Origin of the sequence: Bacillus sp. AFS053548, from assembly GCF_002575105.1 — a bacterium.
Classification (GTDB): domain Bacteria; phylum Bacillota; class Bacilli; order Bacillales; family Bacillaceae_G; genus Gottfriedia.
In genome coordinates this window covers 350,534-365,626 of record NZ_NUHI01000005.1, presented here as the reverse complement: position 1 = coordinate 365,626, position 15,093 = coordinate 350,534, and the positions used below count along the sequence as shown (strand labels likewise).

At 35.7% G+C, this 15,093-nt stretch carries 12 protein-coding genes; all 12 read left to right on the top strand.

Annotated features, from left to right (window positions below; translation table 11 throughout):
• The first annotated feature begins 2 nt into the window (after positions 1 to 2).
• The 12 genes from CN946_RS03515 to CN946_RS03460 all read left to right on the top strand — a co-directional run bounded on the left by CN946_RS03515 (position 3) and on the right by CN946_RS03460 (position 15,045).
• Positions 3 to 545, top strand: a complete 543-nt coding sequence (locus tag CN946_RS03515) for a hemoblobin-interacting domain-containing protein (protein WP_098859914.1) — start codon at positions 3 to 5, stop codon at positions 543 to 545.
• A 61-nt stretch (positions 546 to 606) separates the two neighbouring features.
• Positions 607 to 3,165, top strand: a complete 2,559-nt coding sequence (locus CN946_RS03510) for a hemoblobin-interacting domain-containing protein (RefSeq protein WP_141546855.1) — start codon at positions 607 to 609, stop codon at positions 3,163 to 3,165.
• 647 nt (positions 3,166 to 3,812) lie between these two features.
• The gene (locus tag CN946_RS03505; RefSeq protein ID WP_098859912.1) at positions 3,813 to 5,312 is read left to right on the top strand and encodes a malate:quinone oxidoreductase; all 1,500 of its coding nucleotides are present in this window, start codon (positions 3,813 to 3,815) and stop codon (positions 5,310 to 5,312) included.
• A gap of 415 nt (positions 5,313 to 5,727) precedes the next feature.
• Positions 5,728 to 6,978: an ABC transporter substrate-binding protein gene (locus tag CN946_RS03500; protein ID WP_098859911.1), complete on the top strand. Its 1,251-nt coding sequence runs from the start codon at positions 5,728 to 5,730 to the stop codon at positions 6,976 to 6,978.
• An 83-nt stretch (positions 6,979 to 7,061) separates the two neighbouring features.
• Positions 7,062 to 8,000, top strand: a complete 939-nt coding sequence (locus tag CN946_RS03495) for a carbohydrate ABC transporter permease (RefSeq protein WP_176547192.1) — start codon at positions 7,062 to 7,064, stop codon at positions 7,998 to 8,000.
• An 89-nt stretch (positions 8,001 to 8,089) separates the two neighbouring features.
• Positions 8,090 to 8,848: a carbohydrate ABC transporter permease gene (locus tag CN946_RS03490; RefSeq protein ID WP_098859956.1), complete on the top strand. Its 759-nt coding sequence runs from the start codon at positions 8,090 to 8,092 to the stop codon at positions 8,846 to 8,848.
• A gap of 27 nt (positions 8,849 to 8,875) precedes the next feature.
• Entirely contained in the window at positions 8,876 to 10,141 is a 1,266-nt protein-coding gene (locus CN946_RS03485; protein WP_098859909.1) for a Gfo/Idh/MocA family protein, read from the top strand.
• Positions 10,142 to 10,241: 100 nt separating this feature from the next.
• Positions 10,242 to 10,961, top strand: a complete 720-nt coding sequence (locus CN946_RS03480) for a GntR family transcriptional regulator (protein ID WP_098859908.1) — start codon at positions 10,242 to 10,244, stop codon at positions 10,959 to 10,961.
• 150 nt (positions 10,962 to 11,111) lie between these two features.
• Positions 11,112 to 12,323: an SIS domain-containing protein gene (locus CN946_RS03475; protein WP_098859907.1), complete on the top strand. Its 1,212-nt coding sequence runs from the start codon at positions 11,112 to 11,114 to the stop codon at positions 12,321 to 12,323.
• Entirely contained in the window at positions 12,320 to 13,171 is an 852-nt protein-coding gene (gene gatY, locus CN946_RS03470) for a tagatose-bisphosphate aldolase subunit GatY (protein ID WP_098859906.1), read from the top strand. The genes CN946_RS03475 and gatY overlap by 4 nt, the downstream gene beginning before the upstream one ends.
• Positions 13,172 to 13,175: 4 nt before the next feature.
• Positions 13,176 to 14,135 (top strand): 1-phosphofructokinase family hexose kinase, encoded by a 960-nt coding sequence (locus tag CN946_RS03465; protein WP_098859905.1) that lies wholly within the window; start codon positions 13,176 to 13,178, stop codon positions 14,133 to 14,135.
• Positions 14,113 to 15,045 carry an ROK family protein gene (locus tag CN946_RS03460; protein ID WP_176547185.1) on the top strand — a complete coding sequence of 311 codons (933 nt, stop codon included), beginning with the start codon at positions 14,113 to 14,115 and terminating at the stop codon, positions 15,043 to 15,045. Before CN946_RS03465 ends, CN946_RS03460 begins: the two co-directional genes overlap by 23 nt.
• Positions 15,046 to 15,093: the final 48 nt, after the last annotated feature.

The following is a 15,093-nucleotide window of genomic DNA, read 5'->3' as shown; positions in this document are numbered from 1 at the left end:
CAGTGCCGTATATTAAAACAAGTGATAGCACCGCTTTTGTATATTATGGAAAAGTAAATCCGTTTCAATTATTTTCTGTAGGCTATAAAACACCAGACCCTGTAAACGGTGCTACTACACTTACACAAATTGAAGATACAGCTTGGAGAACTGCTGTAGACGGAGATGGTGGACAAATTCTGATTGATGGAGTCGACCGAAAAGCAGCTACGAATGCATATAATGGCGTTTCAACAAATTCGATTATTGAAAAAGTAGTATCTAACAAAGGACAATATGAATTTGATCCATCATTGTTCAAAAAAGCAGGAGTCCACACAATCGTGTTCAAGGCTCCAGGTTATATGGATCGTTCTTTAAAATTCAAAATGCAAGATGGTATAGGAACCAGCTTTTCACTTTTATCACCAAACAACGTTGCAACAATCGGAAAAGCGTTGACATACACTCGATCAGATACAACAGGCTCAACAGCTGCGCACTATCGTGATATTTGGCAGCCAAATATTAATTCAATAACAATAACTGACCCTAACAATAACTGACCCTAACAATAATGTTGTTAAAAACTATACCGGAGCTGAATTAGCAGGACTCTTTAACCAATTGACGCCAGCAAACGCAACAACATTTAACTTTACTATCCCGGCAGGTATTTTCACGACGCCATCGTCGAGTAGTGCGGATTGGAAGATTACAATCTCAGCTGACAATTACACTTCGTATTCATTCACACAAAGAATTAATGCGTTCTCTTCTCCAACGTTGACTGCTGAAGCAAATCGTTATTTTAATGATAGCAATTCAAATCCAATCTCAATTGGAGTTGGAGCTACAAACGATACACAAGCGTGGAGAGATGCGATTACAGCCATTCAAATTGGCGGTACTACAATTAATAGAGCGGATTTTGAAGCTAATAAAATCATAGTAGGTGCTCCTGGAACACCAATTAAGATTGATGAAGCGCTAATCACTGCTCCAGGTAGTATAAAAATTAATATAATCGCATCAAATTACCAAACTACGTCTGTTGATCAACCTCTCTACAAACAAGGGGTAACACTTACAAGTCCGGCAGGTACGATTTATGCTGGAAAAGACCTTGTAATGACATTTAATCCAGGTGCAGCTGCATCTGATTGGATATCTGTTATGAAGGCTGGCGGTGATATTAAATTTGGCGGCAATTCAATCAAAACTAGAGCTGTGATTGATGAAACATCAGGAACGTTAAAGATTCCATATGATTTAGTAAGAACAAATGGAGGAGCTGCAGTTTCAAGGAGTTTAGTTGTTTCAGCTCCGGGTTATGCTGACGTTAATGTAAATGCAACTGTTACACCACAAACTGCACCTGTAATTGCACTTTCGTCAACTACAGTAACACCTCAGTTTGGTGATACCATTACTTACTCTATTAATGGGGATGATAATCCGTTATGGAGAAGTTCAATTTTACTTGCAGCGACGTCAGATCAATCGATAGATAACGGTGACGTTACAATTCAATTATCATCGGTTACATCAGTAAAACCTTATGTCACAACATCCGTAAAAAGCGGTACAGGATCAGTAACTATTGATGGAAATGCAACACAATCTACTACTGCTGCAGGTAATAAGAACGTTAAGTTCATATCACCTTACTTTACGCCAATCACAATCGCTCAACCATTTGCTCAAAGAACGGCACCAACACCGAGTTTGACGCCAAGTGGAGTGAATAAACCAGTAATTATTACCGTACCTAATAATACTGAAAACATGAGATGGGCAAATGCTATAAAGGCAGTTACAGGAGATATTACAGTAGATGGAGTGTCAACTAAATCGGATACGACAATCTCATCAGATGAGAGCAATATTACAATTACTCTACCAGGTACTGCGTTCTCAACAACAGGTAATAAAGAGATTAAGTTTACAGCTTATTGCTACCCAGATACAAAGGTAACTCAAGTAATTAAGAAAAATCCACCAGTGTTTGCATCAAAAATTGCTTATATTCAAGAAGATACACCAATCACTATTAACTATAATCAAGATTCAGATTGGCTTGCAGCTTCACCTGTTGTTTCACTTAACGGTAAAGTAGTTGATTCTAGCAAGTACACTCTTACAGCTAAGGAACTAACATTTGTTGATCGCTCTTTATTTAAAGACCTAGGTGATTATAACTTTACAATTTCTGCGCCTGATTATATCGATACTTCATTTACGATTATCATAAGTGATGATTTATCACATTTGATTTCGGCAACATCAGACAGCAATGGAAAAATTGATCCAGACGGCTTCGTTTCGATAAAGCATGGATCTAACCAAACGTTTAAAATCACTCCGAATACTGGATTTGAGATTGGAAGCGTTAAGGTTGACGGACAAGAAGTGACGGTAACAAACGGCGAGTACACATTTACAAACGTAACGAAAAATCATTCAATCAATGTAACATTTAAACAAATCGTTCACATCATCACGGCAACTGCTGGAAGCAACGGAACGATTAGTCCGAACGGTAGAATTGCTACGAATTATGGAACGAACCAAACATTTAATATCACGCCTTACGAGGGTTATGAAGTTTCAACGTTTAAAGTAGATGGTGTAGATGCACAGTTAACAAACAATGCGTACACGTTTACGAATGTAACAAAAGATCATACGATTAATGTAACGTTTAAACAAATCGTTCACACAATCAATGCAACAACTGGAAGCAACGGTATAATCAGTCCGAGCGGCAGTGTTTCTGTGAATCATGGAAAAGATCAAACATTTACGATTACACCGAATAAAGGATATGAGGTTGCTACATTTACTGTTGATGGTGTAAGTACAAATCTTACTGGTAATTCGTATACGTTTACAAACGTAACGAAGGATCACACGATTAACGTTACATTCAAGAAAATCATTTACACAATCATAGCATCAGCAGAAGGTAATGGAACAATTAGCCCGAGTGGCATACTTTCTGTAGATGAAGGAGCAAATCAAACGTACAAAATTACACCTGATAAGGGTAGTTATGAGGTTGCAACGTTTAAAGTAGACGGAGTAGATGTACAGTTAACAAATAATACGTACACGTTTACTAATATAACAAAGAATCATACAATCAGTGTAACGTTCAAGCATAAAGGTAGCGGTGGAAAATAATTGCACAACTAGACCATGCAGCAAGGCTTCAGCGATTCACGGAGCAAGTAAATTTTTAAAGAGAAATAAGTATCGTTATACAATTAGCAAATATATTTTTTCAAATGGGGAATTAAAGGGCTCATTTTGAGTTGCATTAGGCTGTCGGGACCTTCCCGGCAGTCTCTTTTTTTTGTACAAATCAATTAAGTGAGAGTAAATTTAGACTAAAATTTGGTTCAATTAAATAATTTTAAAATAATAAGCAAAACTTTCCTTCAGTTATTTTATATTGTTCACGAGACAAACTTAAAATAAGCGCTTACTATAAAGAGGTAGGATTCATTATCTAATAGTGAGTCAGAATTTATTTTTCTAAAATAAGGACCTTAATGATAGATTTTTAACTTTTTTACATTGTTTAAATAGTTTATAATTATCAGATAAAGAAAAAATTTTTTAGGACAGTTAATAATAGAAATATACTATTAATTGGATATAATTAAATAGTGATATACTATTATTAAAATGTAGCTTAAATGTGTTATACTATTAATAAGATATAATTGAGACAGAAAAGGTGTGTTCCTAGGTGGTGCCTTGCTTTTTGTGACACCTAAGCAGGAAAACCTACTTTTTTGCAAATAAAGGGGAAAAGGAAGGTTATTATGAGCAACAGACAAACTAGAACAGACATTATCTTAATTGGTGCTGGAGTCATGAGCGCGACTTTGGGATCATTACTAAAAGAGTTAGCACCGGAATTGGAAATTAAAGTATTTGAGAAATTAGAAAAAGCAGGAGAAGAAAGCTCTAATGAGTGGAATAATGCAGGAACGGGACATGCTGCATTATGTGAGCTTAACTATACAACAGAAAAAGCTGATGGATCGATTGATATTAGCAAAGCAATAAAAATTAATGAACAGTTTCAACTTTCAAGACAATTTTGGTCATATCTTGTAAACAACAACTTGATTGGTAATCCACAAGACTTTATCATGCCAATTCCTCATATGAGTTTAGTGCAAGGTAAAGAAAATGTGGAATTTTTGAACAAACGATTTGAAGCGCTTTCTAAAAATCCTCTATTCAAAGGGATGGAATACTCAGAAGACGCTCAAAAGTTGAAGGAATGGATCCCGCTAATCATGGAAGGACGCACATCTAATGAACCAATAGCGGCAACAAAAATAGATTCAGGAACGGATGTAAACTTTGGCGCTTTAACACGTATGATGTTTGAGCACTTAGAGAGTAATAATGTAGAGATAAATTATAGACATAGTGTTGAGGACATTAAACGCACTAGTGATGGCCAGTGGGAAGTAAAAGTGTATAATATGAGCACTGGTAACATCGATTCCCACATTGCAAAATTCGTGTTTATCGGAAGTGGAGGAGCTAGTCTACCTTTACTGCAAAAAACTGGTATCCCTGAGTCAAAACATATTGGAGGGTTCCCTGTAAGTGGGCTATTCTTAGTATGTAAAAATCCAGAGGTCGCAAAGCAGCACCATGCAAAAGTATACGGAAAAGCTAAAGTTGGTGCACCACCAATGTCTGTTCCGCATCTTGATACAAGATATATTGATAACCAAAAGTCGTTATTATTTGGACCTTTTGCTGGGTTTTCACCAAAGTTCTTAAAAACAGGTTCTAATATGGATCTGATTAGTTCTGTAAAACCAAATAACGTCATGACTATGTTAGCAGCAGGTGTAAAAGAGATGTCATTAACTAAATATTTAATCCAACAAGTCTTATTATCGAATGAAAAACGTATGGAAGAATTACGTGAATTTATTCCAAATGCTAAGAGTGAGGATTGGGATATCGTAGTTGCTGGTCAACGTGTACAAGTTATTAAAGACACGCCAGCTGGAAAGGGAACACTTCAATTTGGTACTGAAGTAGTTAGTGCTGCTGATGGTTCGATCGCGGCATTACTTGGAGCATCTCCAGGTGCTTCGACGGCTGTTCATGTAATGCTTGAAGTATTAGAAAAATGTTTCCCACAACATATGATGGAATGGGCTCCAAAAATTAGAGAAATGATTCCTTCATTTGGTTTATCTCTAGAGGAACATCCAGAACTTTTAGAGGAAATTCAAGTTTCAACTTCAAATACGCTAGGATTAAACGAAAAAGAGCTAGCTTATAGTTAACTTTTTTCAATTAATTAGCACAATAAAGGTAAGAACCTTCAATTTGAATTGGATTGAAGGTTCTTTTTGTTGTCATATATAATTGGTGAATAGGAGCTAAATAACGAAGATAATGATGAATCATGTCGATTTAAATTTTTTGAAAAGTTTAAAAAAAGTATTCATGATTTAAAAAAGAGGTGATATACTACATACAACTGGTAATGACATCATTACTAAAGTTAATTTATGAAAGCTATATAGGTGGTGAATGTTTTATAGTAGAAATTAAATATTTTTTGTAAGCTTTTTCAAATTAACTGGTAATAACATCATGACATCGTGTTCATGGAGCGCAATATTCCAAATCATGTCTTTTAGAGCGACTACTGGATTAAATGGCTATTAAACTTTTAAGAGAAAGAAGGGGAATGGGATGAAAAAGTGGCTTATTATGCTACTAACCTTAGCTTTAGGCTTACTAGGATTAGCTGGATGTGGTAGCAGTGACACATCGGGGGATGCAAAAGATGGAAACGTTGAAATTACTTACGGTTATTGGGATAAGAAGCAAGTTCCGGCGGTTGATGAAATTATAAAATCATTTAATGAAAAGTACCCTAATATTAAAGTGAAAACTGAGCTTACTCCATATGCACAGTATTTCCAAAAGCTAGAAACGGCTGCAACAGGGGGAGCATTGCCTGATGTTTTTTGGATGAATGGCGCACATGTAGTCCAATATGCGGAGGGTAAAGTAATAGTCCCACTTAGTGACTTGGCATCAAAGGACAACTATAGTCTAGACAATTATCCTAAGTCATTAGTCGACCTTTATACAGTTGACGGAAAACTTTATGGTATTCCAAAAGACTTTGATATAACTGGATTTTGGTATAACAAAAAAATTTTTGATGAAGCTGGTATACCTTACCCAGATGATACTTGGGATTGGAATAAGTTAAAAGAAGTAGCTAAGAAGCTTACAAATAAAGAAAAAGGAATTTATGGATTTGCAGCTTTAATGGGTAATCAAGGTGGATATTATGATTTCATTTGGCAAAATGGTGGACATATTATTTCCGATGATGGCAAATCAGTCGGATTTGATCAACCTGAGGCTATTGAAGCACTTAAATATAACATTAGTTTTATAAAAGAAGGGCTTTCTCCAACACAAGCTCAAATGACAGAAACAGCACCATCGGAGTTATTCGCTTCAGGAAAAATTGCAATGATGTTTGATGGACCATGGATGGTTCCGGAATATAAGAAAAATCCAGATTTAAATGTAGCTGTTGTACCAAAAGGAAAACAACGAGCAGTTTCTATTCATGGATTATCAAACGTGATTGCGGCAAATACGAAGCATAAAGACGCTGCTTGGAAGTTTGTTCAGTTCCTAGGTTCTAAAGAAGCGGCAGAAATCTATGCTAAAACAGGTACAGTGATTCCTGCTTACAATGGTACACAAGATGCTTGGCTAAAATCTGTTCCAAGTTTAAATCTTCAAGCCTTTATTGATGGAGTTGACTACTCTGTTCCTTTACCTAGTGTGAAAAATACGGGCGAAATCTGGCAGTATGAAACAGATATCTTGAAAAAGGCATGGAGTAATGAAGAAAGTGTTGAAGATACTGCAAAAGAATTAACGAAAAAGGCAGACGAGGCACTAGCTAAGAACTAAAAAAATGAAGAGAAGAAGCTTTCTAAAGCCTAAAATTACTTCTTCTCTTTATTTCCTTAAAAGGAGTGAATATAGTGAAAGAAATGCCTCTACAAGTTGAAGTGAAATCAAAAAGTAAACTAAGAATACCAAGCTTAACAAAGACGAGAAAACGATCAGATTATTTTTGGGCGTATTGTATGATCGCACCAACAATGATTGGTTTAACTATTTTCTACTTATGGCCAATCATTCAAACCATTTACTTCAGTTTTACAGAATGGGGAGCATTTGGGCAATATGAATGGACAGGATTAGACAATTATAGACGAATGCTAGAAGACTCTAACCTTTTACAGTCGTTTAAAAACACAGGCATTTATATCATTTTTACGGTTCCAATTGGTATTTTTTTATCAATTCTTATAGCAGTTCTCTTAAACCAAAAAATTAAGGGCAAATCTGTTTATCGAACCTTGTATTTTTTACCTGTTATTACCATGCCAGCAGCAATCGCTATGGTTTGGAGATGGTTATATAATTCTGATTATGGGCTCCTAAATTATCTTTTATCTATCTTTGGAATAAAAGGTCCACAATGGGTAAGTGATCCAAAAATTGCACTGTATTCAATTATTGTAGTAGCAATTTGGAGTGGACTTGGTTACAACATGGTTATTTTTCTTTCAGGGCTCCAAGGGATTCCTAAAACATATTACGAAGCAGCGGAGATAGATGGTGCAGGGCCGATCAGGGTCTTCTTTAAAATAACACTACCGTTACTTTCCCCGGTTATATTCTTCGTAACAATCATGTCCTTCATTGGAGCGTTCCAAGTGTTTGATTTAATTTTTATGATGATTGGGAAAAGCAGTACAGCACTCGAAAATACTCAATCAATTGTGTACTTATTTTATCAGCATGCATTCGTGTTAAACGACAAAGGTTACGCTGCTGCAATTGCAGTTTTACTATTAATCATTATTTTAATCATTACAGCGATCCAAATGGTTTTACAAAAGAAATGGGTTCATTATGATTGAAGGAGGAGTAACCATTGGAGAAAGCAAGACAACATATCACAAGTAAAACAATCTTAATTCATTTAATTCTAATTGTCGGCGCCTTGGCGATGGTCTTCCCTTTTATATGGATGCTACTAACTTCATTAAAAACTTATGCTGAGTCGATTCATGTTCCACCTGTTATTGTTCCAAAGCATTTCCAGTGGGTGAATTATAAAGATGTTTTTGATTTACTACCATTCTTTAAATTTATGTTTAATACGCTAATCATTACAGTGATTCGCACAATTGGACAATTATTATTATGTTCTTTAGCTGCATACGCTTTTGCAAGAATTGAATTTCCAGGTAGAAATTTTCTTTTTTTAATAGCTTTATCGGTTTTAATGGTACCAGGGCAGGTCTTTTTATTGCCACAATATATGATAATGGTTAAATTAGGCTGGTTAAACACTTTACAGGCAGTAGTCGTTCCAGGTTTATTTAGCGCATTTGGTACATTCCTTTTAAGACAATTTTTTATGGGGTTACCAAAAGAATTAGAAGAAGCAGCTAGATTAGATGGTTGTAATCATTTTCAAATCTATTGGAAAATTATGCTTCCTTTAGCAAAGCCAGGTTTAGTTGCTTTAGGTATATTTACAACATTATGGAGCTGGAATGAATTAATGTGGCCAATGATTGTTAATAGCTCACCAGAATCAATGACGTTGTCCGTCGGTTTGTCGTCATTACAAGGACAATATTTAACTAATTATCCAGTTTTAATGGCAGGATCATTTTTAGCAATTTTACCAATGCTTATTTTATTTATGATTTTGCAAAAACAATTTATTGAAGGAATTGCGGTTACAGGAAGTAAATAAAAATCTTACAAAGCTTGGAGGAAACTAATTATGAAAGCAGCTTTAATAGGAGCGGGAAGTAGAGGATTTTACGCATACGGTTCATACGCTTTACAGTATCCACATGAAATTCAATTCGTTGCTGTAGCGGAGCCAAATAAAGAAAAAAGAGAAAAGTTTGCAGAAGCTCACAATATCCCTGAGAATATGAGATTTGAAGACTGGACTGAGCTATTAGAAAAAGAACAGATATGTGAGGCATTATTAATTTGTAGTCCAGACCGTAATCACTATAAGCCTGTTATGAAGGCAATAAAAAAAGGATACAATATTTTATTAGAAAAACCGATGTCACCAGAACCAATTGAGACGTTAGAAATAGCTGAAGCGGCAGAAAGGCATAATACATTATTAACGGTTTGTCATGTTATGAGATATGCGCCATTTTATCAAGCATTAAAAGAAGTTGTTGATCGAAAAGTAATCGGCGACATCGTATCGATCCAGTGGAATGAGAATGTAGGTTATTTTCACCAAGCTCATAGTTTTGTACGTGGTAACTGGCGTAATTCATCTGAATCTAGCTCAATGCTCTTACAAAAAAGCTGCCATGATATGGATATGCTTGCATGGCTAATTGGTACAGATTGCAAGAGTGTATCTTCATATGGAAGTTTAACTTACTTTAAAAAGGAAAACGCGCCAGAAGGTTCAACATATCGCTGTTTGGATGGTTGTAAGGTAGAAAAGGAATGTCCTTATTCAGCAGCTAAATGGTATTTACATGACCGTGATGTTTGGCCAGCAAATGTTATTTCAGCAAGTTCAAGTCTTGATAGTAGACTTAAGGCAATTCAAGAGGGACCATATGGTCGCTGCGTATATCACTGTGACAATGATGTTGTTGACCATCAGGTAGTTAATTTATTATTTGAAAATGACGTAACAGTTGCATTTACTATGACGGCATTTACAAATGAAACATTCCGTAACTTTAAAATTATGGGAACAAAAGGCGAAATAATTGGAAATGATGCTAAAAATGAAATTGAAGTTAACTATTTTTCAGGTAAGAAGGAGTTAATTAAGCCATCAACTGTAGATGGTGGCCATATGGGAGCTGATACAAGTATTATGGCTGATTTCATTCAACGAGTAACTAAGAAAGACAAAGGCAGCTTAACTTCAGCTATCGTATCAGCTAAAAGTCATATGATTGCTTATGCTGCAGAGGAATCAAGAGTTTCAGGAACAATGATCTCACTTGGTGACTATGAGAAAAAAATAAGAATGACAGAAGAGGGAGTTTTGTAGAAAATTCTGTTGCGACATAATGTGGTATCTTTTTCAATATTATGTATAATAGATGTATATTTAACTGGTTATGACAAAGATACCACTAAAGGAGCTAATCATGGTAGAAAAGGATTCCCGACTTCCTCTTTATTATCAATTAATGGATATTTTATTAGAAAAAATCGAATCAGGCGAACTTGCTGAAAACGATCAGCTACCATCTGAACGAGAATTATGTGATACGTATCAAGTTAGCCGAACAACGGTAAGGCAAACGATGCAAGAGCTTGAAAAACAAGGCTATATTTATAAAGTTCATGGCAAGGGGACATATGTTTCTCCAAGAACGTATAACCAAAGTCTTGTAAAATTTTATAGTTTTACAGAAGAAATGAAAAAAGCAGGGAAAGTCCCAACGACAACGGTCGTTTCTTTTGAAAAAATCAATTGTGACAGTACAGTAGCAAAGGTCATGGATATACCGGTAGAAGAAGAGGTATTTAAGATTGTTCGGTTAAGACTTGCAGATCAGGAACCGATGTTATACGAAACCTCCTATGTACCAGTAAAGGATTTTAAAAATCTTTCGAGTGAAGAATTGCAACATACGCCGATGTATGAAATCTTCAGAACTCAATATAATGTGAATATTTCTAGCGCTTTAGAAAGCTTTATGGCTGTTAGTGCAAATAAAGTGGAGTCAGAAATGCTAAACATAATCGAGGGTGCACCATGTCTAATGCTTAAACGAGTAACTTATGACCAAAGCAAGGTAATTGAGTATACAATTTCTATTGCAAGAGGGGATAAATTTACTTATACAGTAGAGTTAAAATAGACCTTCAGACTGCCTGCCATACGATTGCGTGCAATCAGTCTGAAAACCTGCTTTTAAAGATTTTGTCTACACACTAAAAATAGATACAGAAGTATCTATTTAAACTAACTGGTAATGATGACATTAACAGTTAAAATAGGAGGAAATAGTATGGAGCTATTAAAATCGAATGAATATGAAAGAATGAATGTTGGCGCGAGTCATACAGCTAAAGAAATAGCCCAGCAACCTAGATTGTGGAACGAAACAAAGGATATTCTTTTATTTAATAGAGACCGAATTCTTACATTTTTAAAGAGTATTGAAAATAAACATGATCAGTTACGAATTATTTTAACTGGTGCGGGTACATCTGCATTTGTAGGTGACACCGTCCTTCCCTATTTAAAACAAATCGTTAACAACAAAAAAATAGTAGTAGAGAGTATTGCTACGACAAATATTGTGTCAAATCCATATTCTTATTTAAGCAAGGATCTTCCGACAATCATGATTTCATTTGCTCGTTCAGGAAATAGTCCAGAGAGTTTGGCTGCTATTCAATTAGGAGAACAGGTTATAGATGATTTTTATGGAATTGTTTTTACATGTAACCAAGACGGACTACTGGCTCAAAAGAAGAAAAATGATCACAATCATTTGGTCATCCATATGCCAAAAGAAGCAAATGACCAAGGATTTGCAATGACGAGTAGTTTTACGACTATGCTTTTCTCAACTTTACTACTTTTCAATATTGATGAGATTCATACGTGGGAGAAGAAAGTTGAAGAACTTATACATGCTGGTCATTCAATTATTAGCGGGAGCGAACAAAGTATCAAACAACTGGCGAACTCGTCTTTTCAAAAAGTAGTTTATTTAGGTTCAGGGGTTTTTGAAGGATTGGCAAGAGAAGCATCATTAAAATTATTGGAGTTAACAGGCGGGACAATTCCTTCTACTTTTGATACTTCATTAGGTTTTAGACACGGCCCTAAGTCCATTTTAGATAAAGATACCGTTGTATTTGTGTTTTTATCTTGCAACCCTTACACAAGACAGTACGATCTCGACATTTTAGAAGAGATTTACAAAGAAACCAATCGAGGGAAAGTAGTAGCAATTTCATCTTTAAAGGATCAGGTTGCTGAAGAATATAGTGATCTTTTCTATTACGTGGATCTTCCTAAAATTAGTGAAGATATTTTTCTAACTTTCCCTTTTATCTTATACGCACAAACTTTTGCTATGTATAAATCTATTAATCTCGGCTTTTCTCCAGATAACCCTTCTCCATTAGGAGTAGTTAACAGAGTTGTTAAAGGAGTTACGATTCACCCTTTCACAAATGAGACGAAGAATGGAGGAGATGTATCTTGATTACATCAAGAAGTACGATTCTTTTAGAGGCACAATCCAATGGCTACGCAGTTCCGGCATTTAATATTCATAACCTAGAAACAATGAAAACAGTTTTAGAAACAGCTCAGGAGCTGCGTTCGCCGGTTTTGATCGCAGCTACACCAAGTACGGTTAGTTATATGGGGGAAGAATTTCTAATTAGTATGATGGAGGCCGCAAAAAAAAGATACGATATTCCAGTTTGTTTTCATTTAGATCACCATGAAAAAGTTGGGGATATTAAAGCATTAATTGATAGTGGAATTCACTCAGTCATGATTGATGCCTCTCACCATGACTTTGAAGAAAATATTCGAATCGTTCGTGAAGTAGTCGATTATGCTTCTTCGTTTGGAGTTGCTGTGGAGGCGGAGCTTGGCCGCCTAAGTGGGGTAGAAGATGATCTTGAAGTGGATGAAAAGGATCAAATTTATACAAATCCAGCACAAGCTAAAGAGTTTGTTTCAAGAACAGGAATTGATTCGTTAGCCGTTGCCATTGGGACGGCCCACGGTCTATATAAAGGAGAACCTAAATTAGATATTGAACGATTAAGTGCAATCCAAAGAGAAGTTGATATTCCGCTAGTTCTTCATGGTGCTTCGGGCTTGCCGGATGAATTAGTACAAAAAACGATTAAAAGTGGAATATGTAAAGTAAATATTGCTACTGAATTAAAAATAGCTTTTGCTAATGGTTTACGTGGTTACTTAAAAGAACATCCAGACGCCAATGACCCTAGATATTATTTTAAAGATGCAGTAAGAGAAATGAAAATAGTCGTTGCTGATAAAATTAAAATGTGCGGTAGTATGAATCGGGGTTAGAAAAATGATTGCTACAATTACATTAAACCCAGCTATTGATATTCGGTATAATCTTCCCGACTTTCATTTAGATGGCGTTAACCGTGTTACAGCTGTAGATAAAACAGCTGGTGGAAAAGGACTTAACGTTTCACGTGTATTATCTCAGCTAGGGGCTAATGTTACTTGTACCGGATTTTTAGGCGGAAAAAGTGGCGAGTGGATAGCTGATCAGCTCCCAAATTATAATTTAATTAATCGTTTTGTAGGAATAAAAGGAGAGACAAGATTTTGTTTAGTAATTGAATCAAAAGAAGGTCATACAGAAATTCTTGAACAAGGGCCAGAGATATTGGAGAATGAAAGAGAAGAATTTTTGAAAAATTTTGATACGATTATTGAATCGAATAACTATATTGTAGGTTCTGGCAGCTTGCCATACGGAATCGACTCTGATTTTTATAGAGACCTAATAGAAAAAACAAAACAAAAAGGGAAGTATTTTCTTTTAGATTCAAGTGGAGAATCACTAGCCCATGGCATAAAGGGAAAACCTTTTTTAATTAAGCCGAACAGAGAAGAGTTTTGCAAATTGATCGGGTTAAACCAATTATCAATAGAGGATATGATCTGGTATGCCCAAGATATATGCCAAAAGGGTACTCAATACGTTTTACTTTCTTTAGGAAAAGAAGGTGCTCTTTTGGTTAGCAAAGACGTCACACTGCAGGCAGTTATTCCAGCTTTGACAGATGTGCACCAAGTTGGATCAGGAGATAGCATGCTTGCAGGCTTTACCTTTGCTCATTCGAAAGGTTATTCAATTGAAGACATTTTAAAGTGGTCATGTGCCTGCGGGATTTCCAATGCTGCCTCAGAGCGGACTGGATCAGTTGAATTAACAAAAGTTCAACATTACTTTAATCTCATTAAGGTGAAGGAGTTAACAGGGGGCGATCAAGGTGGAAAATATAGTTTGTTTTGATATCGGGGGTACATTTATCAAATTTGGACTAATAAATCGTGATGGGCAAATAGTCTACAAAGATAAGGTACCAACACCTAAAAATAATATACAAAAGCTGCTTCCTGAACTTTTAGCTGAGAAAATAAAAAAGCTCCAAAATGATTTTTTAATAGCAGGAATCGGAATTTCCTCGTGTGGTCTTGTAAATCATGAAATAGGTGAAATTTTATTTTCCAACAATATACCCGACTATTCAGGTATGAAGTTGGGCGATATACTTTTCAACTTATTTAAATTACCCGTTAGTGTAGAAAATGATGTGAAAAGTGCTTGCCTCGGTGAAATGTGGAAGGGTGCAATTCAAGGGAAGAAAGATGTAGTTTTTTTAACATTAGGAACAGGTATTGGAAGCACCATTATCATAGATGAGAAGATTGTAAGCGGATCTCGTCATTTAGCTGGAGAACTAGGTCATACCGTCATCATTAATAACGGACGTTCTTGTGGATGTGGACGGAGAGGGTGCTTTGAAAGATATGCTGCTACTTCAGCATTAGTAAATGACTTTATTGATGAAAAGAACAAATATGGTGAAGTTATAGAGAAAATCTCTGGAGAAGAAATTTTAGCTCTAGTAGAAAAAGGAGATTCAATTGCAACAAGCGTATATAAAAGGTTTATCCATTATATAAGCATAGGTCTATCAAATATAGTCCATCTTCTAAACCCGGAGGCAATTATTATCGGGGGAGGGATTGCTGAGCAGGGGGAGCGGTTAATTCAGGACATCAACTCTGAGATTAAAAAGGAAACCATGCCGATTTATCATCAAGAAACAATCGTATTTCCTTCGATTCTTGGGAATGACGCCGGTCTGTATGGAGCATGTTACTTAACTTTAAAAAAATTAAACTACTTACAGGTATAAGTAGTAAGCAAACAGGCAGCATCCTATTTTGGTGTTGCCTATTGTTCT

Excerpts from the sequence above, each read along its gene's own strand:
- CN946_RS03505 (WP_098859912.1), top strand. The coding sequence starts at position 3,813 with ATGAGCAACAGACAAACTAGAACAGACATTATCTTAATTGGTGCTGGA.
- CN946_RS03500 (WP_098859911.1), top strand. The coding sequence starts at position 5,728 with ATGAAAAAGTGGCTTATTATGCTACTAACCTTAGCTTTAGGCTTACTA.
- CN946_RS03495 (WP_176547192.1), top strand. The coding sequence starts at position 7,062 with ATGCCTCTACAAGTTGAAGTGAAATCAAAAAGTAAACTAAGAATACCA.
- CN946_RS03490 (WP_098859956.1), top strand. The coding sequence starts at position 8,090 with ATGGTCTTCCCTTTTATATGGATGCTACTAACTTCATTAAAAACTTAT.
- CN946_RS03480 (WP_098859908.1), top strand. The coding sequence starts at position 10,242 with ATGGTAGAAAAGGATTCCCGACTTCCTCTTTATTATCAATTAATGGAT.
- CN946_RS03475 (WP_098859907.1), top strand. The coding sequence starts at position 11,112 with ATGGAGCTATTAAAATCGAATGAATATGAAAGAATGAATGTTGGCGCG.
- CN946_RS03465 (WP_098859905.1), top strand. The coding sequence starts at position 13,176 with ATGATTGCTACAATTACATTAAACCCAGCTATTGATATTCGGTATAAT.